Genomic DNA, 22,790 nt, shown 5'->3' with positions numbered 1-22,790 from the left:
ATGTCCGATTCCGTTGACACGACGGTCGATACGACCTCGTCGCGCGAACGCATCAAGCGTGCCCTTTCCCATGGTAAGAAGGGCCGCATCAACAAGGATCTGTCCAACAAGATTATGCTCGGCGTGTTTCGCGCCGCGGCCTATATCACCACGCTGGTGCTGGTCGCCATCATCGCCTATGTAGTTATCAACGGTCTGCCGCACATCTCGCTCGACTTTATCTTTGGCTGGCCGCAGGGCGTAAACGCCGAGGGCGGCATTTGGCCCACTATCGTCTCGACCGTCTACGTGACGGCGCTCGCCATGCTCATCTGCACGCCGGTTGCCGTCTTGGCTGCGGTCTATCTGGCTGAATATGCCAAGCAGGGCAAGGTTGTCGACATCATTCGCTATGCTGCCGATGCCCTGGCCTCGGTGCCCTCCATTGTTATGGGCCTTTTTGGCTACGCCTTGTTTGTCGAGGCCATGGGCCTGGGTCTTTCGATGGTTTCGGCCGCCCTGGCGCTCGCACTTCTGATGCTGCCCATTGTCATGCGTACCACCGAGGAGGCAATCCGCGCCGTTCCGCGCTATATCCGTTGGGGCGCATATGGCCTGGGTGCCACCAAGTGGCAGGTCGTCTCCAAGATCGTGCTTCCTTCAGCTTTTGGCCGCATCGCCACCGGCATCGTACTTGCCATCGGCCGCGCCATCGGCGAGACCGCCGTGGTGCTCTACACCATGGGCCAGGCCATCAACCTGCCTATTTCGCCGCTCGATTCCGGCCGCCCCATGACCGTTCACCTTTATCTGCTTGCCAATGACGGCATCAACATGAACGCAGCCTACGGCACCGCGCTTTTGCTGATGGCGATTATTCTGGCCTTCAATCTGTTTGCGCGTTATCTGTCGCGCAAACGCCGCTAGTTAAGGAGTCCCATGTCCGTCTATCAGTCCGCTCCCACGCTGGAGCAAGCGGCCATCACGGCCAAGGATTTCAACTTTTGGTACGGTGACTTTCATGCGCTGACGGGTCTCGACCTCAACATCGCCAAAAACGCCATTACCTCGTTTATCGGCCCTTCGGGCTGCGGCAAATCGACGTTTTTGCGCTGTATCAACCGTATGAACGACCTTATCGAGGGCACGCGCGTCGAGGGCACCATGACGCTCGACGGCAACGATATCTATGCCGAGGGCGTCGACCCGGTCGACCTTCGCCGCCGCGTGGGCATGATTTTTCAGCAGCCCAACCCGTTCCCTAAATCCATCTACGAGAATGTTGCTTTTGGCCCTCGTCTGCAGGGCGTGACTAGCAAAAGCGACCTCGATGACATCGTGGAAGAATCGCTCAAGCGCGCCAACCTCTGGAAAGAGGTATCCAATCAGCTCAACAAGGATGGTTTGGCGCTTTCGGGCGGTCAGCAGCAGCGTCTGTGCATCGCGCGTGTGCTCGCGGTGCAGCCCGATGTCCTTCTGATGGACGAGCCCTGCTCCGCCATCGACCCCACGTCCGTCTCCAAGGTCGAGGATCTGATGGCTGAGCTGGCGCCCGAGATGACGATCATCATCGTCACACATTCAATGCAGCAGGCAGCTCGCATTAGCGACTACACCGCCTTCTTCTTGCAGGAGGTTGCCGGCGAGCCCGCCACGCTCATCGAGTATGGTCAAACCGACGCGATCTTCACCAGCCCGGTGGATTCGCGGACGGAAGACTATATCACCGGCCGCTTTGGCTGATCGGTGCGACTAGTCCCGAGCCGATCGGACCTGGTCCGGTGCGTATTCACTGTGCGGGCGGCATGACCGCACCCAACTGATTGGAGTGAACCATGCGCAAACTGTTTTCCCGTCAGCTCGTCGAGGCTCGTCACGAGATGTTGAGCATCTACGAGGCTGTAGACCTGGCTCTTCATGACGCCGTGAAGGCCTATGTGACCGACGACCGCAAACTCGCCACCAAGACCAAGAAGCGCACGCTTTCGATTGACGCGCGCTGCGCCAACCTGGAGGCCGTGTGCTACAACCTGATCGCTACGCAGTCGCCGGTCGCCTCCGACTTCCGCTTGCTGCAGACGATCATCTACGTCGACTTTAACCTGCAGCGCATGACCGATAAGGTTCGCCAGATCTGCCGCGCCACGCGTCATATGGTCAAGGCCGATATCTCGCTGCCCCAGGAGCTCGTCGGTACGGTTGAGGCCGAGGCCGAAGCCGTATACCAGGTGCTGGGCTCGTCGCTTTCCGCGCTCGTCACCAACGACATGTCCATCATCTGCAACCTGGCCGTCGAGGACGAGCCGGTGCATGCGGCCTATGAGAAGTTCTTCCGTACCTTCAACCGCATGGACGCGGGAGAGTTTATGGACGACGACAGCAACTATGACGATCTGCGCCGCGCCATCATGGTTTCGCGCTACCTCGATCGCATCGCCTCGATTTCCATCGATGCCGCCTGCCGTCTGACCTTCCTTTTGACCGGCCAGCGCATGAACGCCGGCGATATCGCCCGTACGGATGAGGATGAGCTCGAGAGCATGCGCGTACCTTCGGGCGAGGGCGTCATCATGAGGCCAGCTGTCGATGCGCGCTTTGTTGCCAAGGTGCCCGCTAACGAGGTGAGCGAGGGTCTTCGCTACCTGCTCGAGCACCTCGAGGACGAGGACGATACCGAGGATGACGAGGAGTAGGGTAGCTCCGTTCGTCGAAAGATTGTAAATACCTAAGTGAGCGCGGCCTTGCACATGCAGGGCCGCGCTCTTGCGTTAGCATGGGATTACTTGTACGGCTGTTAGCGGAGGCGATTGGCAATGGATAATTATTTGAACGTGATGCGCGCTCGCCGCGAGCAGATTCTCGAACGCTTTTATGCCGCACTCGATCGCGCGGGGCGTCCACACAATGCCGCACGTCTGATTGCCGTCTCCAAGACCGTTGGCGTCGATGAGACCGTTGCCGCCATCCAGGCAGGGTATCGTCATTTTGCCGAGAACCGTCCGCAGGAGCTTGTTCGCAAGCTTGCGGGGCTGGCGGAGCATCCGGAGCTGCCCGAGGTGCGCTTCGATATGATCGGTAATCTTCAGACCAACAAGATCAATGCGGTGCTCGGTGCGGCCGAGCTGATTCATTCGGTGGGGTCGCTTCATTTGGCGCAGGCTATCTCGAGCCGTGCTGTCCGCAAGATTGAGACGGGCGAGCTTGCCGGTCCTCAGCGGGTGCTGATAGAGGTTAATGTAAGCGGGGAGGAGTCCAAGGGCGGCTTTTCGCCCAATGAGGTTCGTGCCGCGGCTGGCGAGCTTGCGGAACTTGAGGGAATTTGTGTGCAGGGGCTTATGACCATGGCACCCCGGGGGAATAAGGATGTGGCGCGCCGCACCTTTGCCGGGCTGCGTGAGTTGAGGGATGAGCTGGAGACGGCACACCCCGATCTGTGTCTGCCTGAGCTATCTTGTGGCATGAGCGAGGACTTTGAGCCCGCCCTTGAGGAAGGCTCGACGCTTGTTCGCCTGGGCAGGGTAGTATTTAGCCCGGAGTTTGAAGTAAAATAAGAGCCTGAAGTGCGCGCTGATTGTCAGAGCGCCTGCATTAGACCGTGAGAGGACACAACCATGGGTTTCCTTGACGAAATTAAAAATAAAATGCACCTAGGCGGCCAGCAGGGTTATGACCAGGGTTATGGCCAGGATGATGACTACGGTTACGATGACGGCTATGACGACGGCTATCAGAACAACGGCTACAGCGGTGCTTCGGGCGAGGGCTTCTACACGCAAGATGAACCGAGCAATGGACTGCTGGGGCAGACACGCCGCGGAGAGGCTGAGTCGGTTGCTGTGTACACGCGTTCCGGTCAACTGATCGGCGACGACTCCCGTCACGCTACGACGTACAATCCGCCTTCGCGCTCTCAGGATGCCGCTGCGGGCGGTTATCGTCCCGGCGCCTATGACACGCCGTCAAGCTACGCCGAGAACGCTCGGGTCCGCGCTGCCGCTGTGCCCGCTCCTGCTTCAACGCCGAGCGATGCCTCTGCCTATGCGAGCAATATCATCAACGCCACGCCTCAGTTGCCGGCCTACGTTCTTCGTCCGGAGAGTTATGACGACGTGGAGACGGTCGTGCGCCGCGTGCGTACCAAGCAGCCTGTCGCGCTGATCTTTGTGGGCGTTCGCACCGAGGTCGCCAAACGCGTCCTGGACTTTAGCTATGGCTTTGCCTGCGGCCTGGGCGCTTCGGTCAAAGAAGTGGGCGACCGCGTGTTTATGGTGCTGCCCGCCGGCTGCGAGGTCAAGGATTCGGATCTTAAGAAGCTTCGCGCCGACGGCTATCTCAAGTAAAGACAAGGCGAGGAGATTCCCATCAACATCTACACCATCGTTCAGCTTGTCAACACGCTGTTTAATTTTTATTCCACGTTGATTGTGGTCTACTGCTTTATGACGTGGATTCCCATGAAGCAGGGTGGTTTGCTACAGGATATCGCGGCGGTGCTCGACAGCGTTTGCGGCCCTTGGCTCAACCTGTTTCGCCGGTTTATGCCGCCGATGGGCGGTATCGATTTTTCACCGGTCGTTGCGATTATTGCGTTGCAGTTGGTGCAGAAGCTCATTCTGCAGCTACTTATAGGTATACTCGTATAGGACTGGCTCAGTAACCTATGTCGGGCGCTTAGCGCCAAGGCGATGATAAAGGAGAACTTGTTATGGCTATTACCCCTGCTGACATCCAGGCTCAGACCTTCTCTGAGGCCAAGCGCGGCTACGATCCCGCCGAGGTCGACGTCTTCCTGGAGACCCTGTCCTCCGAGGTCGACGCTATGCTTGCCAAGATCGTTGATCTTAAGGGTCGCCTGACCGCCACCGAGCAGCAGCTTGCCGATACGCAGGCTCAGCTTGCGCAGGCCCAGGATTCTGCCGCTCAGGCTGCCCCTGTCGCCACTCCCGCTCCCGATTTCTCCGCTCAGGAGCGTCAGATTTCCGCCGCTCTCATTGCGGCTCAGCAGACCGCCGAGGCGATTGTCAACGACGCTAACGAGAATGCTGACCGCATCCGCAACGAGGCCGACGCCAAGGCCCGCGAGGTCATCCGTCAGGCCCTGACCGAGAAGCAGGCCGAGCTCGAGGAGATTGACCGTCTGAAGGCTTCCCGCGAGGAGTTCAAGGCCGAGTATCTCAAGCTCATTCAGCACTTTATGGACGATGCTCAGAATTCCTTCCCGGCCGATCTGCTGGCTTCTACGCCGGTCGGTTCTGCGGCTTCTCCTGCCGTGACCATGCCTGCCGCCGAGCCACTGCCTGTCGCTGATCCGGTTGTCCCCGTGGCCGACCCCTTCGCCCCGATTGACAACTTTGCCGCGGACGACCTGGACTAGCGCTAAAACTACAATCTAGCCCCTTAAAAGGAGCTCGCGCTTGCGAGCTCCTTTTTTGTAGCTGTATACGGGTTGGGAAACAAAACGCCGAGCTCTGCGTGCGATAGGGCAGAACTCGGCGAACGTTTGAGCGGTAAAAGGTAGATTTTAGGACATGGGCCAAAAACTACTTGAGGAGGAAATTGGATAGGGGAATGGTGCGGGCCTCGCGATGCTCGGGGTCGGCGATATGGTCGGCGGGATAGCCGCAGACGAGCATGTGGTAGGGATAAACGCCCTCGGGCAGGTTGAACTGCTCGCGGGCTAGCTCAGGCTTAAAATGGCATACCCAGCACGTTCCCAGGCCCTGTTCCTCGGCCTCCATCATCATCTGATCGCAAACAATCGAGGTGTCGATAGCGCTGGAGTTCATCTGGTCATAGGGACGCACCCAAGCATCGTTGGTAACGCTGCAAACGAGGAAGATGAGCGGAGCGCCAAAGATGGACCCATCACGAGCAAACCGAGGCTGACAAGCAGCTGCCTTTTCCAGAAGCTCAGGCGTATCCAACACCATCACACGGGTTGGATGATTATTGCAAGCAGAAGGAGCAATGCGCCCAGCCTCAACAATGGTATCCACCACAGCCTGCTCAACAGAACGATCCTCAAACAAACGACAAGAATACCGAGACCGAGCCAGATCCAAATACGACATACAAGCCCTCCAACAATTAAAAATAAAACAAACCCAAAGTAATCCAAAGAGTACCCAAAGCAGCAATCAGTCAAACGCTCACCAAGGGCCAAAGTGTCCGAGCGGGTACCAAAGGTCCCTTCAGCCAAACCCCCATTGCGCTAAAACAATCAGCCAAAGTTCCCAATGGCGGTACGCAAGGCGAAGGCCCGACACCTATTTACTTTCGAACGACTCTGCCGTGCAGCCGGAGAGAGAAAGCAAATAGGTGCCGGGCCTTCGCCGGTGGGACGCATACCCCCAATTAACTGTTCTTCATGACAATCGAATCCACGACATCGGCCACATTCTCGCAGCAGTCGGCGCAGTACTCCAAGAAGGCGTACACGTCACGCCAGGCGATGACCTCGAGCGGGTCCTTGCCGTTGACGTGCAGGTTACGCATGGCGTTGATGTAGAGTTCGTCGGCCTCGGACTCGATGGTGTTGATCTGGATGACGAGCTCGCGCAGCGTTTTGGACTTGCGGTAGTTGGGCAACTCGACCATCAGGTCCTTCATGGCGCGGCAGGCGTCGGTCACCTTGTGGGCGATCACGATGGCATCGGGGTGGATGCTCTGGATGTTGGTGAAGTAGAGGCGCTGCACGACGCCCTCAATACGGTCGAGCACGGTATCGAGCGAGCAGCTCATGAGGTTAAGGTCCTCGCGCTCAAGCGGGGTAATAAAGGCCGTGAGCAGGGCGTCTTCGAGCTCATGGTGCTTCTTGTCTGCTGCATGCTCAATCGCATGCATCTTCTCGAGCATGTCGTGGATCTGCGCGGGGTCAAAGTTCTCAAAAATCTTGGTGAGCAGCTCGGCTGCCTGAACGGCGAAGTCGGCGCAGGCGACGTAGTTGTCAAAGTAGAACGAATCGGGTTTCTTTGCCATGAGTGATCCTTTCGGGGCGAAGACGGGTGGGCGAGGTAATGCGGTCCGGATGGACGTTCGGTTTGACTAGAGGAACATCATGAACAGCCTGGCCATGACAAAGCTGATGAGTCCACAGGCGGGGAAGGTGAAGAACCACGTGAACATCATGTCCTTGACCACGCCGAAGTTGATGGCCGAGAGGCGCTTGACGGCGCCGACGCCCATGATGGCGCAGGTCTTGATGTGCGTGGAGGACACGGGGATACCGGTGAGCGTGGCAAGCAGCAGGTTTGCGGCTCCTGCCAGGTCGGCAGAGAAGCCCTGATACTTCTCGAGCTTAACCATGCTCTGGCCGACGGACTTGATGATACGCTCACCGCCCACGCTGGTGCCGATGCCCATGGTGGCCGAGCACAGCAGCATGATCCAGATGGGGATGCCGGCGTCGCCGACGCCGGTCTGTCCGTTGGCAAAGGCGACACCTAAAAAGAGCACGCCGATGAACTTTTGTCCATCCTGCGCGCCGTGCATAAAGCTCATGGCCGCGGCGCTCGCGATCTGAGCATATTTAAAGAAGACGTTGGCACGTCGCCTGTTGGCGGCAGCGAAAAGAATCGAGACGAGCTTGCACAGGACCCAGCCCATGACAAAGCCCAGACCGATGGAGAGCGCCAGGCCGTAGATGACCTTCATCCACTCGTGGACATTGACGCTGCTGGCGCCGCCGAGGGCGATGGCAGCGCCGGTCAGGCCGGCGATGAGGCTGTGGCTCTGCGAGGTGGGGATACCAAAACGCGATGCCGTGGCGCCGTAGACGACGATGGAGAACAGGGCCGCGCAGAGGCACGCGAGCGCCATGGTGCTGTTTCCGCCAAAGTCGACGATATGGGAGATGGTGTTGGCAACGCTGGCATTAAAGTGCGTCATGATGAGCACGCCCAAAAAGTTGAACGCGGCACTCATGAGAATGGCGGCGCGGGCGGGCATGCAACGCGTGGTGACACAGGTCGCGATGGCGTTGGGCGCGTCGGTCCATCCGTTGACGAAGATGGCGCCGAGCGCGAGGAACACGGTGACGGCAAGGACTGGGTTCGAAACAAGTTGGCCGAGGAAGGCTGAGAACGTTACGTCCATATATGGGCTTTCTCGAAGTTTGCAGAAACGTTACAAAAACATGATAAATCGTATCACCTCCTGCGGGTTTCTTTACCGAGTTCTGACGGGAGAAGTGAATTTTTTGGCACTAAAATTGAATATTAGCCCTGTTGACCGCGGGTGTTCTTTTTGCTAACACGCCGTGAGGACACGTGCGCTCGCTCCGACACCCCAAAACCACAGTCTGTTCGCTTTACAATATGCAAACATGCGTTCGATAATAGGGGCATGGAATATCGACAGACAGATGGCAAAACTCGGCGCGTGCACAAGCAGTATGTGGACGTCGTGACCCGCATCCTCGCGGGCGGACAAGTTGTGCCGGTTACCGTCTGCTGGGTCGACGGTCGCTGCTTTACGATTGACGAGATTGTCTCGTCTACCGGTTTTGGCCTGACGGTTCACGGCATTCGTACGGCAACCTATAAGGTTCGTTTTGGCGGACATACGACCGAGCTGTATCTGGAAGACCAGGCGCGTGAGCGACCGGATGGCTCGCAGGCTCATCTGATGCGGTGGTGGGTGTGGGCGTTCGACCGCACACTCGAGAGTGAGCGCCGCGGGTAAGAGCGCGCGCCATTCGGGTACAATGGCAGGAATCTTGTCACCTACGGCGCTGTCGCGGCGCTTTTTGAAAGGACGAAATTATGAACGATATCCAGGGCTATCAGAACGGCCCCATCGAGACCGGCGCAAGCCGTGCCAAGGAGATGTCGCCGCGCGCGTACAACCTTGCCATGTCTGCCCTGATCTTTTTGGGTTTTTGCGCTATGGGCGCTGGCGCCTACTTTACGGGCACCATGTCGTTTGCGCGCATGATGATGAGTGGCGCCGCCCTGCCGCTGGTCTTTGGCTCGTTTATCCTGACCATTGTCGGCATCGTCATGATGTCGGCCGCCGCCAGCAAGCAGTCCGTGGGCCTGTCGCTCGCGGGTTACGCGATCTTTGCGAGCACCTTTGGTCTGACCGCGTCGTTTGGCCTTGCCAACTACGACCTGCCCACCATCAACACCGCTTTTATCGCCACTGCCGCCATCACCTTTGTCTTTGGCGCACTGGGCGTGACCTTCCCCAAATTCTTCCAGCGTGTGTACGGCATTGGTTTTGGCATTTTGCTTGCCACGATTCTGGTCGAGATCGTGCTGATGTTCATGGGTGTCTCGCAGACCATCACCGACCTGATCGTGATTGTGGTGTTCGCCGGCTTTATTGGCTACGACACCTACGTGGCAACGACGGTGCCGCCCACGCTGCCCAACGCCGTGCTCATGGCGTCCAACCTGTTCGTGGACATTATCAACGTGTTCCTGCGCATTCTGAACATCCTTGGTCGTCGCGACTAGTGCCAGATTGCAGCGGTGCTTGCCGCGCGCAAATCGATGCGAAAGGCGGTCCTTCGGGGCCGCCTTTTTTGTACGCGGCGGGGTATCATGGATGGGAAAAGCCGATAGCGGCAGCGACCGAGAAAGGTGACCACTTATGGCAGACGTCGACAACAGGAACCGTAACCGTAGGCCCAACCGCGCGGGACAGCCCAATCCCAAGCGCGAGGCCCGTGCCAAGGCCGCCGAGCGTCACGTGGCGACTGTGTCCGAAGCGTGCGCAAAGGATATCGAGCGCTCGCTTGCCGGCGTGCGCGAGTTCGAGGGCATGCCTGCCGGATTTGTCGCGGCGATGAAGGCTAAGGCCCAGGTGGCTGCTGCCGAAGAGCAGGTTACCGATGAGTCTGAGGCCACCGAGGTTGCGCCTGCCGAGACCGAGGTCGTGGCCGAGCCTGTGCCCGCAGAGGAAGCCACGGAGACCGAGCCCGCGCCTGCTGCCGAGGAGCCCGCTCCGGTCCTGCCCGAGGTCACCGTGCTCGACGCCTCTGCCACGCAGGCCATTCTGGATAACGGCCGAGGCTACGCGCAGTTCTGCGACATGGCCGTGCTCGCCTTTGCCTCGTTCACCAACCCGGGCGGTGGCTACATCCAGGGCTATCTGGGTCAGGAGGCCACGCTCTGTGCCGATTCGTATCTGTACAATGTGCTCGATAAGCAGCGCAAATGGTACGGCGAGAACCGTCGCCGCAACATCAACTGTGAGCTGTACCGCAACCGTGCGCTGGTGGTGCCTGCGGTGCGCTTCGACCGCAACCACGTGCATGCGTACGCCGACGTGATCGTTGCCGCTGCGCCCAACGCCAAGCGCGCTCGCCAGGAGTATCGCGTGGGTGACGATGCCCTGCTGGACGCCCTGCGCGATCGTATCCGCTTTGTGCTGGCCATCTGCGACGAGCTTGGTCGCGAGAAGCTCGTGCTGGGCGCCTGGGGCTGTGACAACAACGGCTTTGACGCCGAGGCGGTGGCCGAGCTCTTCCGCAAGGAGCTCGCATCGGGCGACTTTAAGGTCAAGCAGGTCTTCTTTGCCGTGCCCTCTACGCGCTGGGACGAGGATTTTGCCAAGTTCGAGCACGTGCTGGCAAGCTTCCCCGAGCGCAACGAGGAGTCCTATGCCCAGGTTGCCGCCCGTGCCGCGGCCGCCCGTGCCGCCGAGCAGGCTCATGCCGCTGCCGAGGACGACGAGGATGATGACGACTGGCGCAAGTATCTGTAATCGGTGCGCGCTGACAGATAGGTCGAGCCGGCGGGAGGGGCTGCTCCCGTCGGCTTTTTGCTGAAGGAGGGGTTTGCGATGAAAAACGTCCTGTGCTTTGGTGACAGCAATACCTATGGCTACGATCCGGCGGGCATGCGCGATGGCACCGCGGTGCGCTATGCGCACGATGTGCGCTGGTGCGGCGTGGCCCAGCGCGACCTGGGCGAGGGCTGGCATGTGATTGAGGAAGGTCTAAACGGCCGCACGACGGTGCGCGACGATATGTGCCATCTGGACACCAATCTCAACGGCATCCGCGCGTTGCCGATGCTGCTCGAGGCCCATAAGCCGCTGGACGCCATTGTGATCATGCTGGGCACCAACGACTGCAAGACGGTCTTTAACGTGACAGCTTCCGATATCGCCCGTGGCGCCATGGCGCTGATTCGCGCCGTCCGCGCGTTTCCGTGGACCGACGCTGCGCCCTGCCCGCGCATTCTACTGATGGCGCCTATCAAGATTAAACCGCAGATCGCCGATGTGTACATGACCGACTTTGACGAGCGCTCCGTCGAGGCCTCGGAGCATTTTGCCGAATACTATGCGTATGTCGCTGAGCAGTTTGGCTGCGACTTTTTGAATGCCGCCGATTTTGCCGAGCCGGGCGATATCGATTATCTGCACATGATGCCCGAAAGCCACGAGAGCCTGGGCCACGCCGTGGCAGCCAAGCTCCAAGAGATGCTCGGTGAGTAGCGCAGCCCCAAACCACCACAAAGGGACGGGCGCCTTTGTGGTGGTTTTGGTTGCTGGCTATTTAGTACTGCCACATGTGGTTGACGGGGCCGGAGCCTTTGCCCATGTTCAGGCCGGCGGCGAGAGCGCCGGTTAGGTAGGCCTTGCCGGCGTTGACGGCGTCGGCAAGATCCATGCCCTGGGCCAGCGCGCAGGCGATGGCGGACGAAAGCGTACAGCCGGTACCATGCGTGTTGGCGGTCTCGATGCGCTTGTGGCGGAACCACGTGGTGAGCGGATCGCCCAGGTGGTTGCCCTCGTCATCGAGCGGCGCGGGCTCTGCTAGCACATCGTTGGCCTCGTTGACAAAATGCCCGCCCTTAACGAGGGACGCGCAGCCAAAGCGGCGGGTGAGGAGCATGGCAGCGTTTTGCTGTGTGCGCTCGGAATCGACCTCGTAGTCGAGCAGCGCCATGGCCTCGGGAATATTGGGCGTGATGACGGTCGCCAGCGGGAACAGGCGGCGTGTAAGCGCTTCGGTGGCGTCCTCGGCGATGAGACGAGCGCCCGAAGTGGCGACCATGACGGGGTCGACGACGATATTTTGTGCGTCCCAGGCGCTCAGGCGGTCGGCTATGACTTCGATAATCTCGGCAGAAGAAACCATGCCGATCTTGACGGCACTGGGGCGGATATCGTCAAAAACGGCATCGATCTGCGCCGCGACAATATCCGGGGAGATGTTCTGCACGGCGGTGACGCCTAGGGTGTTCTGTGCGGTGATGGCCGTGATGACCGTCTCGGCATACAGGCGGTGCGCCGTGATGGTCTTGATGTCGGCCTGAATGCCGGCGCCACCGCTGGAATCGGATCCTGCGATGGACAGGACGGCTGGTACCTTACTGCGATCCATGTTCGCTCCCTTGTTCGGTCGGATTCAAATGGGTCTCCTGCCCGCATTATAAAGTTGCCCGGGCCGGCTGTATGCCGATCCCGGGCGGGTGGTGCAATCTTTACGTAAATGAAAGAAATTGTTCACACGTCAACAATTGACGAACGCCTTGTGGCCGATTATGGCTCCGGTGACGAGTTAGTCCTCCATGCCGAGGTCGATCGTCGTGCCCTCGAACACCTTGTTGACGGTGCGGACGGCGCACATCTTGCCGCACATGGTGCAGGTGCCCTCGGTGGCGGCGGGGGATTCCTCGTAGCGCTTCTTGCCGGTGACCGGGTCGAGCGCGCACTTCCACATGGCGTCCCAGTCGAGCTTGCGGCGTGCCTGGCCCATCTTGTCGTCCATGTCGCGGGCGTGGGGCACCTTTTTGGCGATGTCGGCGGCGTGTGCGGCAATCTTGGTGGCCATGAGGCCGTCGAGCACATCCTGGGCGTTAGGCAGGCATAGGTGCTCTGCCGGTGTCACGTAGCACAAAAAGTCGGCACCCGAGCTCGCGGAGATGGCGCCACCGATGGCTGCGGTGATGTGGTCGTAGCCCACGCCGATATCGGTCACCAGCGGCCCGAGCACGTAGAACGGGGCGTTGTGGCACAGGCGCTTCTGCAGTTTCATGTTGGCGGCGATCTCGTCGAGCGCCATGTGACCCGGGCCCTCGACCATGACCTGGACGCCGGCGGCCCAAGCGCGCTTGCACAGCTTGCCCAGCTCGATCATCTCGGCGGTCTCGGTGGCGTCGTTGGAGTCGTAGAGGCAGCCCGGGCGGCAGGAGTCGCCGAGCGAAATCGTCACGTCGTACTCGTGGCAGATTTCGAGCAGCTCGTCAAAGTACTCGTAGAAGGGGTTCTCGTTGCCGGTGACCTCCATCCAGCCAAACAGCAGTGAGCCGCCGCGGCTGACGATGTTCATGAGACGGCCGGTCTCCTTAAAGGTTTTGGTGACCGACTTATTGATGCCGCAGTGGATGGTCATAAAGTCCACGCCGTCCTCGGCGTGCGCGCGCACGACCTCGAACAGGTCGTCCTTGGTAAGCTTGACAAGCGGCTTTTCCATGTAGCCGATGGCGTCGTACATGGGGACGGTGCCCACCATGAGCGGCGTCTCGTCGATGAGCTGCTGGCGGAATTGGCGCGTCTTGCCCGAGTTGGAGAGGTCCATGATGGCGTCGGCGCCAAAGTCCTCGGCGATCTTGACCTTCTTCCATTCCTCAGCGGCATCGGCCTTGTCGCCCGAGATGCCCAGGTTGACGTTGACCTTGGTAGACAGGCCCTCGCCGACGCCAAAGGCACGCATGCCCTTTTTGATATGCACGATATTGGCGGGAATGGCGATGCGGCCGTCGGCCACGCGCTCGCGGATGTACTCGGGGTCGCGATGCTCGCGCTCGGCAACCTCCTTCATCTGCGGTGTGATTTGCCCGGCGCGGGCGAAGTCGATTTGCGTGACGAGCTTGGGCTCGGTCTGTGTGCTCATTGGCACGGCTCCCTTCGTTGGCATTACCCATATCAGGTTTGCGGGTCAGGGCGGGCGCGCCCAGTCTCAGCCTGCCGTCTTGTCCTGCAAGCTCCCCGTTTATGTGGTGGGCTCAAGTATAGCTCGAATGGGTACGATTGACGCGACGAGCATGCCCGCGGGGAGGCGAACATGGAAGACAAGCATCTGTATCGAGAGACGCAGTGGGATGTGTCGGCCGAGGAGAGCCGCGCCCATCATGGGCTGGTCGCAATTGGTTTCGCGATTCTTGTCGTGATGGTGATTGCCTGTTGTATCTGGACATTTGGCGGGCGTGGGGGAGTTTCCTGGACGTTTGAGGCGGACGATAGCCTGCCGATTATGACGGCGAAGGTCGCGGGTGGCAATACCGTTGCCGCGCCGGGCGACTATTGGTATCCGCGCGACAAGTTTGTGCAACTGCAGCTGAGCGGTGGTTCCATTCCTGGTGAAGAGATCGAGCGCGTGACCTTCGATGCGTCGCTTAGGACGCTGTCGGTCGAGCTCAAAGATCAGGGGGATGTACCCACGACCATGGATATAGCCCTGACGGAATGGCGCCTGGAGCCTCCGTCGGGTGTTGAGGCGTCTGAGGTGGAGCACGTTAAGGTTACCTACCAAGATGGCTCGACGACCGAGATTGCAAAAGCCGACGGCCTGGCGGAATAGACGCCGTGCCTAGGCAGCACATTCAAAAGTAGCGGTAGTCCTACAAGGCCTGTTCGTTCAGGAAGACCAAAGTGTTTTTATTTGAAAGCTCGGGAAAGTAACGATAACCAACGTCGAACGCGGTGAGCCCGCTTACATCCTCGAACTTGTTTTCTGCCATCCAGCGCACCATGGAGCCGCGCGCTTTTTTGCTGGCGGTCGAGCGTTGGATGGGCTTGCCGTTGCGGATGCCTTCGCCAAAGAGACATGTGACGACCGTGGCGTCGGTGGTGAGGCGGGTCAGAACGGCTTTGGCGTATTCCGCGCTGGCGAGGTTGACGATCGTGGCGTTGGAGCCTGCCGGAGCGATGACCCGTGCGAGCTTGTCGCCCCAAAACGCGTAGAGGTCTCGGGCGTCGTCGACGGCAAGCTTCGCGCCCATCTCCAGCCGATACGGTTCAACGGCATGAAAGGGGCGTACGCATCCGTAAAGGCCCGAGAGGATCCACAGATGGTCTTGCAGCCATGCGAGCTGTGCGGAATCCATCACCTCGGGCGCCATGCTTTGGTATTGAATGCCGTGATAGGACATGACGGCAGGGGAGAGGTGACGGGCGAGTGCGGGATTGTCGAGATCGCCGTTTTGCAAGATGGGCTCGAACTCATGCAGGGTGTTGAGGCAGGGCCCCAGCAGTTTGTCACTCACGTTCCACAGCGCCTGCAGGCTGCCGCTGCCTTCATTCCGCTCGATATCTAGCAGTGCGCGGTGGAGGCGAGCCGTCTCGCGCACAAAGGGTGGAATGCCCAGGACTTCAAAAGCATCTTGGGCCGCGCGCATCTGCTTGGCGGGCGAAATGATGACCTGCAGCATGGACTCTCCTCTGTCAAAAAGGAAGTTGCGGTGTAATACGGTCTGTTTTGGCCGTTTATGGGCCAGTTTAGTCCGTATCTCACCGCAACTGATGAAGGGTTGGTTAGGCGCGCTCGAGGAAGGCCTTGTAGCCGCGATAGGCCTCGTAGATATCGGCCTTGTTGGCGACCTCCCACAGGGCGTGCATGGACAGGACGGCAACGCCGGAGTCGATGACGTTCATGCCGTACTTGGCCATGATGTAGGCGATGGTGCCGCCGCCGCCCGCGTTGACGCGACCGAGCTCGCAGGTCTGGAAGTCCACGCCGGCCTCGTCCATAATGTCGCGGATGAGGGCCATATACTCGGCGTCGGCGTCGTTGGAACCGCCCTTGCCGCGGCTGCCCGTGTACTTGTTAAAGCACAGGCCGCGACCCATAAAGGCTGCATTCTTGGTCTCGAACTTGCCGGCGTAGCCTGGGTCGAAGCCGGCGGACACGTCAGAGGAGAGCATGCGGCTGCGGGCGAGTGCGCGGCGCAGGGCCAGCGGGCTGCCCTCGCCGGCGAGCGTCATGATCTCGGCGACGGTGTTCTCGAAGAAGCGGCTTGTCATGCCGGTGGCGCCCACGGAGCCAATCTCCTCCTTGTCGACGATGAGCGTGATGCTCGTGCGCTCCACGTTGGCCACATTGATCTGGGCGAGCATGGAGGGGTAGGCGCAGACGCGGTCGTCGTGGCCATAGCCCAAAATCATGGAGCGGTCGAGGCCCATGTCGCGGGCGGGGCCGGCGGGCACGACCTCGATTTCGGCGGAGAGGAAGTCCTCCTCCTCGACGTCGTACTGCTCCTTGAGGATATCCAGGAACATCTGCTTGACGGGCTCGGTGGGAGCGTCCTTGTCGTCCTCGTCAAATTTTACGGGACGGCCGCCCACGATCACGTCGAGGATCTCGGCGTCGACGGCGTCCTTGGCGGGCTTGGACATCTGCTCGCTCGAGAGGTGGATCAGCAGGTCGGAGATGGTAAAGACCGGATCGTCGGCCTTGTCGCCGATGTTGATGTCGACGGTGGTGCCGTCCTTTTTGCAGATGACGCCCACGAGTGCGAGCGGGGAGGCCACCCAGTGGTAGCTCTTGACGCCACCGTAGTAGTGCGTGTCGAGGTAGGCCATGTCGCCGGCCTCGAAGGCGGGATTCTGCTTGAGGTCCAGGCGCGGCGAGTCCACGTGGGCGCCCAGGATGTTAAAGCCCTGCTCGAGCGGGGCGGTGCCCAGGTTGACGAGCATAAGATCCTTGCCGTGGTTGGCGGCGTACACCTTGTCGCCTGCCTTGAGCGCGCGTCCTTCGGCGATCACGGTCTCCAGGTCGACGTATCCCGCCTCCTCGGCCATCTTGATGCCGGTCTTGACGCACAGGCGCTCGGTCTTGTTCTCGCTCAAAAACTGCTTATAGCCGCGGCAAAGCTCCTCGAGCTCCTCGATTTGCTGTGGCGTGTACTTTTTCCATGCGCAGGGACGCTCCATGACGCAGGCTCCTTTCGGATCGATCGTGCTGGTTGTTGTACCGTGAGCCATCGTATCACTCGGGAACGCGCGGTGGCGGGGGAGCTTGATGTGCGGTGGCCGCGGGGCGGGGAGCGTGTAAACTGGAGTGAGCAAGCCGTGCCCAGTCCAAAGCGAGGTATTCAATATGTCTGACAAGCGCCGCACCTTTGCCGTTATCGACGGCAACTCGCTCATGCACCGCGCCTTCCACGCCGTGCCGCCGACCATGAACGCGCCGGACGGTCGCCCCACCAACGCGATCTTTGGCTTTCTGAACATGTTTCTTAAGATGATCGATGCCTTTAACCCCGACGGTGTGGTCGTGGCGTTTGACAAGGGCAAGCCGCGCGTGCGCATGGAGATGCTGCCGCAGTACAAGGCGCAGCGCCCGCCCATGGACCCCGATCTGCATGCGCAGTTTCCCATGATTAAGGAGCTGCTCACGGCGCTCAACGTGCCAATTCTGCAGTCCGAGGGCTGGGAAGGCGACGATATCCTGGGAACCATGGCGCGCCTGGGTGAGGAGGCCGGCTGCGACATGCTGCTGGTGACCGGCGACCGTGACATGTATCAGCTTGTGACCGAGCACGTCAACGTGGTCTCGACTCGCAAGGGCCTGTCCGACGTGGCGATCATGACGCCCGAGAGCGTGGACGACCTGTATCACGGCATTACGCCGGCGCTCGTGCCCGATTTTTACGGTCTGAAGGGCGATACGTCGGACAACATTCCCGGCGTACCGGGCATCGGCCCCAAAAAGGCGAGCGCGCTCATCGCGCAGTACGGCAGCTTGGACGAGGTCATTGCGCATGCTGACGAGGTCAAGGGCAAGATGGGCGAGAACCTGCGTGCACACATCGACGATGCGCTGCTGAGCCGCAAGGTTGCGACCATCCGCACCGATGCACCTGTCGAGCTCGACTTTGACGCGACGTCCTTCCCATCGTTTTCTGCCGATGAGGTGTCCGCGGCACTGGGCGCACTTGGCATTACGGCCATGCAGAACCGCTTCCTGGCGCTGATTGGCGGCGAGGGCGGGGTCGTGCCCGCTGCCAGCGCGTTCGAGATACCCGCGGTTTCGCGTGCCGCCGCCGGCGATGCTGAGGCACTTGTTGCTGTGGCGGCCGAGATCTCTCGCGCGATTGATGCGGGCGAGTGGGTCGCCGCCGTGGTGGACGATGACAAGGAGGAGGGTGCGCTCTTTGGCCTGACGCGTACGCTGTGGCTGGCGACGCCCAAGGGGCTCTTTGCGCTCGAGGAAGCCGATGACGGCACGCCTGCCGCTGTCGAGGGCTTCAATTCTGCCCACGGCGTTATCGCTGGCGTGCTCGCGCGCCTGTTTATGGAGGGCCGCGTGGCGAGCCCGGACATGAAGGCGTTGCTGCATGAGCTTTCGCCCATCGATTCTTCTGAGCCCGAGCTCATGGACCCGCTGGCAGTCGATTCCGTGCGCATCTTTGATACCGTGGTTGCCGCGTACCTGTTGGATTCCGACCGTTCCGAGTTTGACGAGGCATATCTGGCCGATACCTATCTGCAGATGGCGCTGCCTGCGGCGCGCGGTGCGGATGGTGCTGGCGAGGACGCTCCTGCTCCTGCTGCCCGTACCGCGGCGTTGACGCTGGCACTCGTGGCGCCGCTTCGCGACCGCATGGCCCGCGAGAACGCCGCCAACGTGTTCGATGGCATTGAGATGCCGCTCGTGCCGGTGCTTGCCAAGATGGAGCGCGCGGGCATGCTCGTAGATCCCGACCGGCTGCACAGCCTGTCCGAGGGCCTGGCGACCCAGATCACCGAGGTCGAGCGCAGCATTCGCGACCTGGCAGGTGATGAGACGTTTAACATCGGCAGTCCCATGCAGCTCTCGCACGTGCTCTTTGACGTTATGGGGCTTCCGACCAAGGGCCTCAAAAAGACCAAGCGCGGGTACTATTCGACCAACGCCAAGGTGCTGAGCGACCTTGCCCGTGACCACGAAATCGTGCGCCTGATTTTGGACTGGCGTGAGAAGTCCAAGATTAAGTCGACCTATCTGGACACGCTAGGTCCGCTGCGCCGTGGTGACGGTCGCGTGCACACCACGTACAACCAGACCATCACGGCAACGGGTCGCCTGTCCTCGAGCGACCCGAACCTGCAGAACATCCCGACGCGCTCTGAGCTGGGCCGTACCGTTAAGACGGCGTTTTCGGCAGGCGAGGGCAGCGTCTTTTTGGCGGTGGACTACTCGCAGATCGAGCTGCGTCTACTCGCGCATCTCTCGGGTGATGAGCACCTGGTGCGCGCCTTTAACGAGGGCGAGGACTTCCATGCCGAGACGGCCGCGCGCGTGTTTGGCGTTTCCGTGTCCGAGGTAACGCCCGACCTGCGCAGTCGCGCCAAGGCCGTGAATTTTGGCATTGTGTATGGTCAGCAGGCGTACGGTCTGTCGCAGTCGCTGCACATCTCGATGGCCGAGGCGCGTGGCATGATCGATCGCTACTACGAGGCCTACCCGGGCGTGCGCACGTTCCTCGACAATGTGGTGGCGCGCGCCAAGCAGACGGGCTACGCCGAGACCATGTATGGCCGTCGTCGCCATATTCCAGAGCTCAAGGCCAAAAACCCACAGCTCCGCGGCTTTGGTGAGCGCACGGCCATGAACCATCCCATGCAGGGCACTGCGGCCGACATCATCAAGATCGCGATGGCCCGCGTAAGCCGCCGCCTGGAAGAAGAGGGCTTTGCCGCCCACATGATCTTGCAAGTGCACGACGAACTGGACTTTGAGTGCCCCGTCGACGAAGTCGAGCGCCTCACCGCCATGGTCCAAGACGTCATGGAACACGTTGTAGACCTCCGCGTACCCCTCATCGCCGAAGCCAGCACCGGCATAACCTGGGCCGACGCGAAATAGGAAAGCGCCCACAATTCCAAAGTAACTAAAGGCAGAAGGGGGCTCCTTGCCAACAAGGAGCCCCCTTCATTCCAAAAAATCAGCCAAGTATCTAGACACCCAAGACGCCATCTAGGCGGCAAGCAAGTCAACATAGCCATGCCCGGGGCCGGCCGTTTGATTTTTGTAGATTCCGCACGAGCCGAAGGCCACTTAATGTGGCCTTCGAGCGAGCCCAGGACCTGACCGAGCAAAAATCAAACGGCCGGCCCCGGGCATGGCGACGAGATAGATTACCGAGCCGCCAAGATGGCGTCGATGAGCGTCAGTACGCCCCCGTCGTTGTTGCTCGGAATGCGCCACTTGGCGTGCGCATTCATATGCTCTTCGGCATTGTCCACGATAAAGCTATGCCCGACGCGCTCGAGCATAGGGATATCGTTGTAGGTGTCGCCCACGGCGGCGGCATCGGCGATATCGATGCCCAAGTGCTCGCACAGGTGCGCGACGCCGGCGCCCTTGTCGACGCCCAGGTTCATAAAGTCGATCCACTCGCGGCCCGCATTGGTGACGTAGAGCTTGTCCGAGAACGCGGGGTTATAGGTCTCGCGGAACGCAGGCTCAGCGTCGTAGGCGGGGAAGAAGATCGAAATCTTGTTGGACTCGAAATCAATGCCCTCAAAGCTGTCGACGTAGTTGATTGTGTTGTAGTAGACGCTGATCTCGTCGTGGTATTGATGGTCGCGGGCAAGCACGTAGAACTCGTCGAAGCAGCACAGGACGGGAACGGCGCGAGAATCCTCTGAGGCACGAGCGAGCACCTGTTGATACAGCGCCACATCGATGTTGCTCTTATAGATATAGTTGCCGCGATAGATGACGCAGGCTCCGTTGTCGGGACAAAAGGCGATGCGGTTCTTGATGCCCTCGAACATCTCCTCGAGCTTGGGGGCGGGACGTCCGCTGGCGGGGCAGAATACGATGCCGGCTTCGGCGAGCTTGTCCAGGCGTTCGTCAAGGCCTTGCGGCAGCACGCGCTCGTCGGTCAGCAGCGTCTTGTCCATGTCGACGGCGATGAGCTTAATGTTTCCGATATTGGCGTCCGATTCGTAAGTTTGCATAAAAGCGAGCCTTTCGTTTCGAAATTGTTTCAGACGTTATAACCAACAACTCGTAACCAGGCGTATTTTCGCAGGAACGGAGCGTATTTGCACTGCATTTCACAAACTAATGAAAAAACTTTTCAGAAATTTGAATTTGTCGCTTGTGCAGCGGGCACTTTAGCGTAATATAGCGACCATCGAAAACGGAGACGGCAAAAGAGCCGCTTACCGAGGAAAAGGTACCGTTTGCGATATTAGAATTGCGCCCGGCGATGTGTGAAAGGAGAGGCAGATGCAGTTCGTACAGATCATCACCACTGCAGACAATGCCATCCGACGCCAGCGCGCAATTTCCCGACGACGATAACAATCGTCTCTGTCCGCATGGGGCGAATTGCCTCAACAGAGTCATTTTAAGGTCGTTGGGTTTTAGCACGACATTGCTGCATGTTTCTAGGGCATGTATGTGCTGATTTTTGCTATTTAACCTGATATTGCACGGTACGTGACCTTGAAATGACTTGCAACTGACCGATGTTCTAACTAGCTACCAAGGGCGAAAGGAAACAGCCATGAGCAAGGAAAAAGTCGTTCTCGCATATTCCGGTGGACTTGATACATCCGTATGTGTCAAGTGGCTCCAGGACGAGAAGAATCTCGATGTCGTTTGCGTCTGCGGCAACGTGGGCCAGGAGGAGACCGGCCTGGATGCCAAGAAACAGAAAGCGCTCGACCTGGGCGTTCTTGATTGCCAGGTGCTCGACCTGCGCGATGAGTTCTCCGATGAGTTCCTGACCAAGGCCATCGCCGCAAATTCCATGTACGAGAACAAGTACCCGCTGCTTTCCGCTCTGTCTCGCCCGCTGCTCGCCAAGAAGCTTGTCGAGGTCGCCCACGAGTTTGGCGCGACCTACGTCGCCCACGGCTGCACCGGCAAGGGTAACGACCAGGTTCGTTTTGAGGCTGCCGTCAAGGCCCTCGACCCCGAGCTTAAGGTTATCGCCCCGGTTCGCGAGTGGGATCTGAAGTGCCGTCCCGACGAGGTCGCCTATGCTCACGCCCACAACGTGCCGGTTCCCGAGGGTGCCAACGACAACCCCTATTCCATCGACGACAACCTGTGGGGTCGTGCCATTGAGTGCGGCCACCTGGAGGATCCCTGGAACGAGCCGCTCGACGACGCCTGGGTTATGACCAAGAATCCCGAGGACACGCCCGACACCCCGACCTACACCGAGATTGAGTTTGAGGCCGGCAAGCCCGTCGCCGTCGACGGCAAGAAGATGAAGCTCTCCGAGATCGTCATCGCCCTCAACAAGATTTCGGGCGATAACGGCTTTGGTCGTCTTGACCTGGTCGAGGATCGTCTGGTGGGCCTCAAGAGCCGCGAGTGCTATGAGGTTCCCGGCGCCCTGACGCTTATCACCGCCCACAAGGCGCTCGAGGATATTTGCGTCGAGGGCGATCTGCTCAAGACCAAGATTAAGCTCGAGCAGGATTGGGCCACCGCCGTGTACAACGGCCAGTGGTACAGCCCGCTCAAAAACGCACTCGACGCCTTTATGGCCGATACCCAGAAGTTCGTGACCGGTACCGTCCGCCTGAAGTTCTTTAAGGGCAACTGCCATGTTGTCGGCCGCAAGAGCCCCTTCAGCCTCTATGACTACGGTCTGGCCACCTACGACCGCGACACCACGTTTGACGAGAAGGCCAGCGCCGGCTTTATCGAGATCGACACGCTGTCGCTCAAGACGTGGGCCAAGGTCCAGGGTCCCAGCTCTGCTGCCGCTCAGGCTTAAGTCTTTCTCCCTTGGTATCCGCGCGGCCCATCCGCGTGATACATAACGGGCGCATGGGGTCCCTACCTTTCGTTATGCTTGCTGACACTTCTTAACATCGGTGGCCCCTACATTCCGCCCGCA

General features: G+C 59.9%; 22 protein-coding genes. 14 read left to right on the top strand and 8 right to left on the bottom strand.

Features of this window, described 5'->3' with window-relative positions; all coding sequences use genetic code 11:
* From pstA to ACQRAJ_RS03920, 7 genes are all read left to right on the top strand, one after another.
* Positions 1-906: a phosphate ABC transporter permease PstA gene (gene pstA / locus ACQRAJ_RS03950; protein ID WP_427727613.1), complete on the top strand. Its 906-nt coding sequence runs from the start codon at positions 1-3 to the stop codon at positions 904-906.
* A gap of 12 nt (positions 907-918) precedes the next feature.
* The gene (gene pstB / locus ACQRAJ_RS03945; RefSeq protein ID WP_089571588.1) at positions 919-1,722 is read left to right on the top strand and encodes a phosphate ABC transporter ATP-binding protein PstB; all 804 of its coding nucleotides are present in this window, start codon (positions 919-921) and stop codon (positions 1,720-1,722) included.
* Positions 1,723-1,814: 92 nt separating this feature from the next.
* Positions 1,815-2,672 (top strand): phosphate signaling complex PhoU family protein, encoded by an 858-nt coding sequence (locus ACQRAJ_RS03940; RefSeq protein ID WP_427719211.1) that lies wholly within the window; start codon positions 1,815-1,817, stop codon positions 2,670-2,672.
* Positions 2,673-2,792: 120 nt separating this feature from the next.
* On the top strand, positions 2,793-3,530 hold the full coding sequence (locus tag ACQRAJ_RS03935) for a YggS family pyridoxal phosphate-dependent enzyme (RefSeq protein ID WP_427747777.1): 738 nt from the start codon (positions 2,793-2,795) through the stop codon (positions 3,528-3,530).
* Between the two features lie 60 nt (positions 3,531-3,590).
* Positions 3,591-4,319, top strand: a complete 729-nt coding sequence (gene sepF, locus ACQRAJ_RS03930) for a cell division protein SepF (protein ID WP_154515266.1) — start codon at positions 3,591-3,593, stop codon at positions 4,317-4,319.
* Between the two features lie 15 nt (positions 4,320-4,334).
* Complete coding sequence (locus ACQRAJ_RS03925; RefSeq protein WP_427727642.1) at positions 4,335-4,622, top strand: YggT family protein; 288 nt, start codon at positions 4,335-4,337, stop codon at positions 4,620-4,622.
* Between the two features lie 62 nt (positions 4,623-4,684).
* On the top strand, positions 4,685-5,353 hold the full coding sequence (locus ACQRAJ_RS03920; RefSeq protein ID WP_154515270.1) for a DivIVA domain-containing protein: 669 nt from the start codon (positions 4,685-4,687) through the stop codon (positions 5,351-5,353).
* A gap of 166 nt (positions 5,354-5,519) precedes the next feature.
* On the opposite strand, the gene ACQRAJ_RS03915 is transcribed toward ACQRAJ_RS03920, so the two are convergent.
* The 3 genes from ACQRAJ_RS03915 to ACQRAJ_RS03905 all read right to left on the bottom strand — a co-directional run bounded on the left by ACQRAJ_RS03915 (position 5,520) and on the right by ACQRAJ_RS03905 (position 8,073).
* Entirely contained in the window at positions 5,520-6,050 is a 531-nt protein-coding gene (locus ACQRAJ_RS03915; RefSeq protein WP_427747776.1) for a nitroreductase family protein, read from the bottom strand.
* A gap of 283 nt (positions 6,051-6,333) precedes the next feature.
* A complete protein-coding gene (locus ACQRAJ_RS03910; protein WP_427719219.1) occupies positions 6,334-6,957 on the bottom strand; it encodes a DUF47 domain-containing protein in 624 nt (207 codons plus the stop codon).
* Between the two features lie 66 nt (positions 6,958-7,023).
* A complete protein-coding gene (locus ACQRAJ_RS03905) occupies positions 7,024-8,073 on the bottom strand; it encodes an inorganic phosphate transporter (protein WP_427719222.1) in 1,050 nt (349 codons plus the stop codon).
* Positions 8,074-8,358: 285 nt separating this feature from the next.
* Here ACQRAJ_RS03905 and ACQRAJ_RS03900 point away from each other — a divergent pair, with 285 nt between their 5' ends.
* From ACQRAJ_RS03900 to ACQRAJ_RS03885, 4 genes are all read left to right on the top strand, one after another.
* Positions 8,359-8,661: a hypothetical protein gene (locus tag ACQRAJ_RS03900; RefSeq protein ID WP_427747775.1), complete on the top strand. Its 303-nt coding sequence runs from the start codon at positions 8,359-8,361 to the stop codon at positions 8,659-8,661.
* A gap of 80 nt (positions 8,662-8,741) precedes the next feature.
* Entirely contained in the window at positions 8,742-9,437 is a 696-nt protein-coding gene (locus ACQRAJ_RS03895; RefSeq protein ID WP_154515280.1) for a Bax inhibitor-1 family protein, read from the top strand.
* A 136-nt stretch (positions 9,438-9,573) separates the two neighbouring features.
* Positions 9,574-10,689 carry a TIGR02452 family protein gene (locus ACQRAJ_RS03890; protein ID WP_427727605.1) on the top strand — a complete coding sequence of 372 codons (1,116 nt, stop codon included), beginning with the start codon at positions 9,574-9,576 and terminating at the stop codon, positions 10,687-10,689.
* Between the two features lie 78 nt (positions 10,690-10,767).
* Positions 10,768-11,427, top strand: a complete 660-nt coding sequence (locus ACQRAJ_RS03885; protein ID WP_427747774.1) for an SGNH/GDSL hydrolase family protein — start codon at positions 10,768-10,770, stop codon at positions 11,425-11,427.
* 61 nt (positions 11,428-11,488) lie between these two features.
* Here ACQRAJ_RS03885 and thiD read toward each other — a convergent pair whose 3' ends face one another.
* Both thiD and thiC read right to left on the bottom strand, forming a co-directional pair.
* On the bottom strand, positions 11,489-12,319 hold the full coding sequence (gene thiD / locus ACQRAJ_RS03880; protein WP_427747773.1) for a bifunctional hydroxymethylpyrimidine kinase/phosphomethylpyrimidine kinase: 831 nt from the start codon (positions 12,317-12,319) through the stop codon (positions 11,489-11,491).
* 177 nt (positions 12,320-12,496) lie between these two features.
* Complete coding sequence (thiC, locus tag ACQRAJ_RS03875; RefSeq protein ID WP_099431544.1) at positions 12,497-13,831, bottom strand: phosphomethylpyrimidine synthase ThiC; 1,335 nt, start codon at positions 13,829-13,831, stop codon at positions 12,497-12,499.
* A gap of 171 nt (positions 13,832-14,002) precedes the next feature.
* On the opposite strand from thiC, the gene ACQRAJ_RS03870 reads away from it, so the two are divergent.
* Positions 14,003-14,518, top strand: coding sequence for a hypothetical protein (locus tag ACQRAJ_RS03870; protein WP_427747772.1), 516 nt, complete (start codon positions 14,003-14,005; stop codon positions 14,516-14,518).
* 40 nt (positions 14,519-14,558) lie between these two features.
* Here the strand turns inward: ACQRAJ_RS03870 and ACQRAJ_RS03865 are convergent, their stop codons facing one another.
* A complete protein-coding gene (locus ACQRAJ_RS03865) occupies positions 14,559-15,368 on the bottom strand; it encodes a YaaA family protein (protein ID WP_427747771.1) in 810 nt (269 codons plus the stop codon).
* A gap of 103 nt (positions 15,369-15,471) precedes the next feature.
* On the bottom strand, positions 15,472-16,869 hold the full coding sequence (locus ACQRAJ_RS03860; protein ID WP_427727595.1) for an aminopeptidase: 1,398 nt from the start codon (positions 16,867-16,869) through the stop codon (positions 15,472-15,474).
* 166 nt (positions 16,870-17,035) lie between these two features.
* Here ACQRAJ_RS03860 and polA point away from each other — a divergent pair, with 166 nt between their 5' ends.
* Complete coding sequence (polA, locus tag ACQRAJ_RS03855) at positions 17,036-19,786, top strand: DNA polymerase I (RefSeq protein ID WP_427747770.1); 2,751 nt, start codon at positions 17,036-17,038, stop codon at positions 19,784-19,786.
* A gap of 272 nt (positions 19,787-20,058) precedes the next feature.
* Here the strand turns inward: polA and ACQRAJ_RS03850 are convergent, their stop codons facing one another.
* Positions 20,059-20,886 carry a Cof-type HAD-IIB family hydrolase gene (locus ACQRAJ_RS03850; protein WP_427747769.1) on the bottom strand — a complete coding sequence of 276 codons (828 nt, stop codon included), beginning with the start codon at positions 20,884-20,886 and terminating at the stop codon, positions 20,059-20,061.
* Between the two features lie 554 nt (positions 20,887-21,440).
* Between ACQRAJ_RS03850 and ACQRAJ_RS03845 the strand changes: the two genes are divergently transcribed.
* Positions 21,441-22,667, top strand: coding sequence for an argininosuccinate synthase (locus tag ACQRAJ_RS03845; RefSeq protein WP_035138001.1), 1,227 nt, complete (start codon positions 21,441-21,443; stop codon positions 22,665-22,667).
* Positions 22,668-22,790 lie beyond the last annotated feature (123 nt).

Origin of the sequence: Collinsella sp. SGI.184 (assembly GCF_050313415.1) — a bacterium.
GTDB lineage: Bacteria > Actinomycetota > Coriobacteriia > Coriobacteriales > Coriobacteriaceae > Collinsella.
The sequence above is the reverse complement of the archived record's forward strand: the minus strand, read 5'-3'. Positions and strand labels throughout refer to the sequence as shown.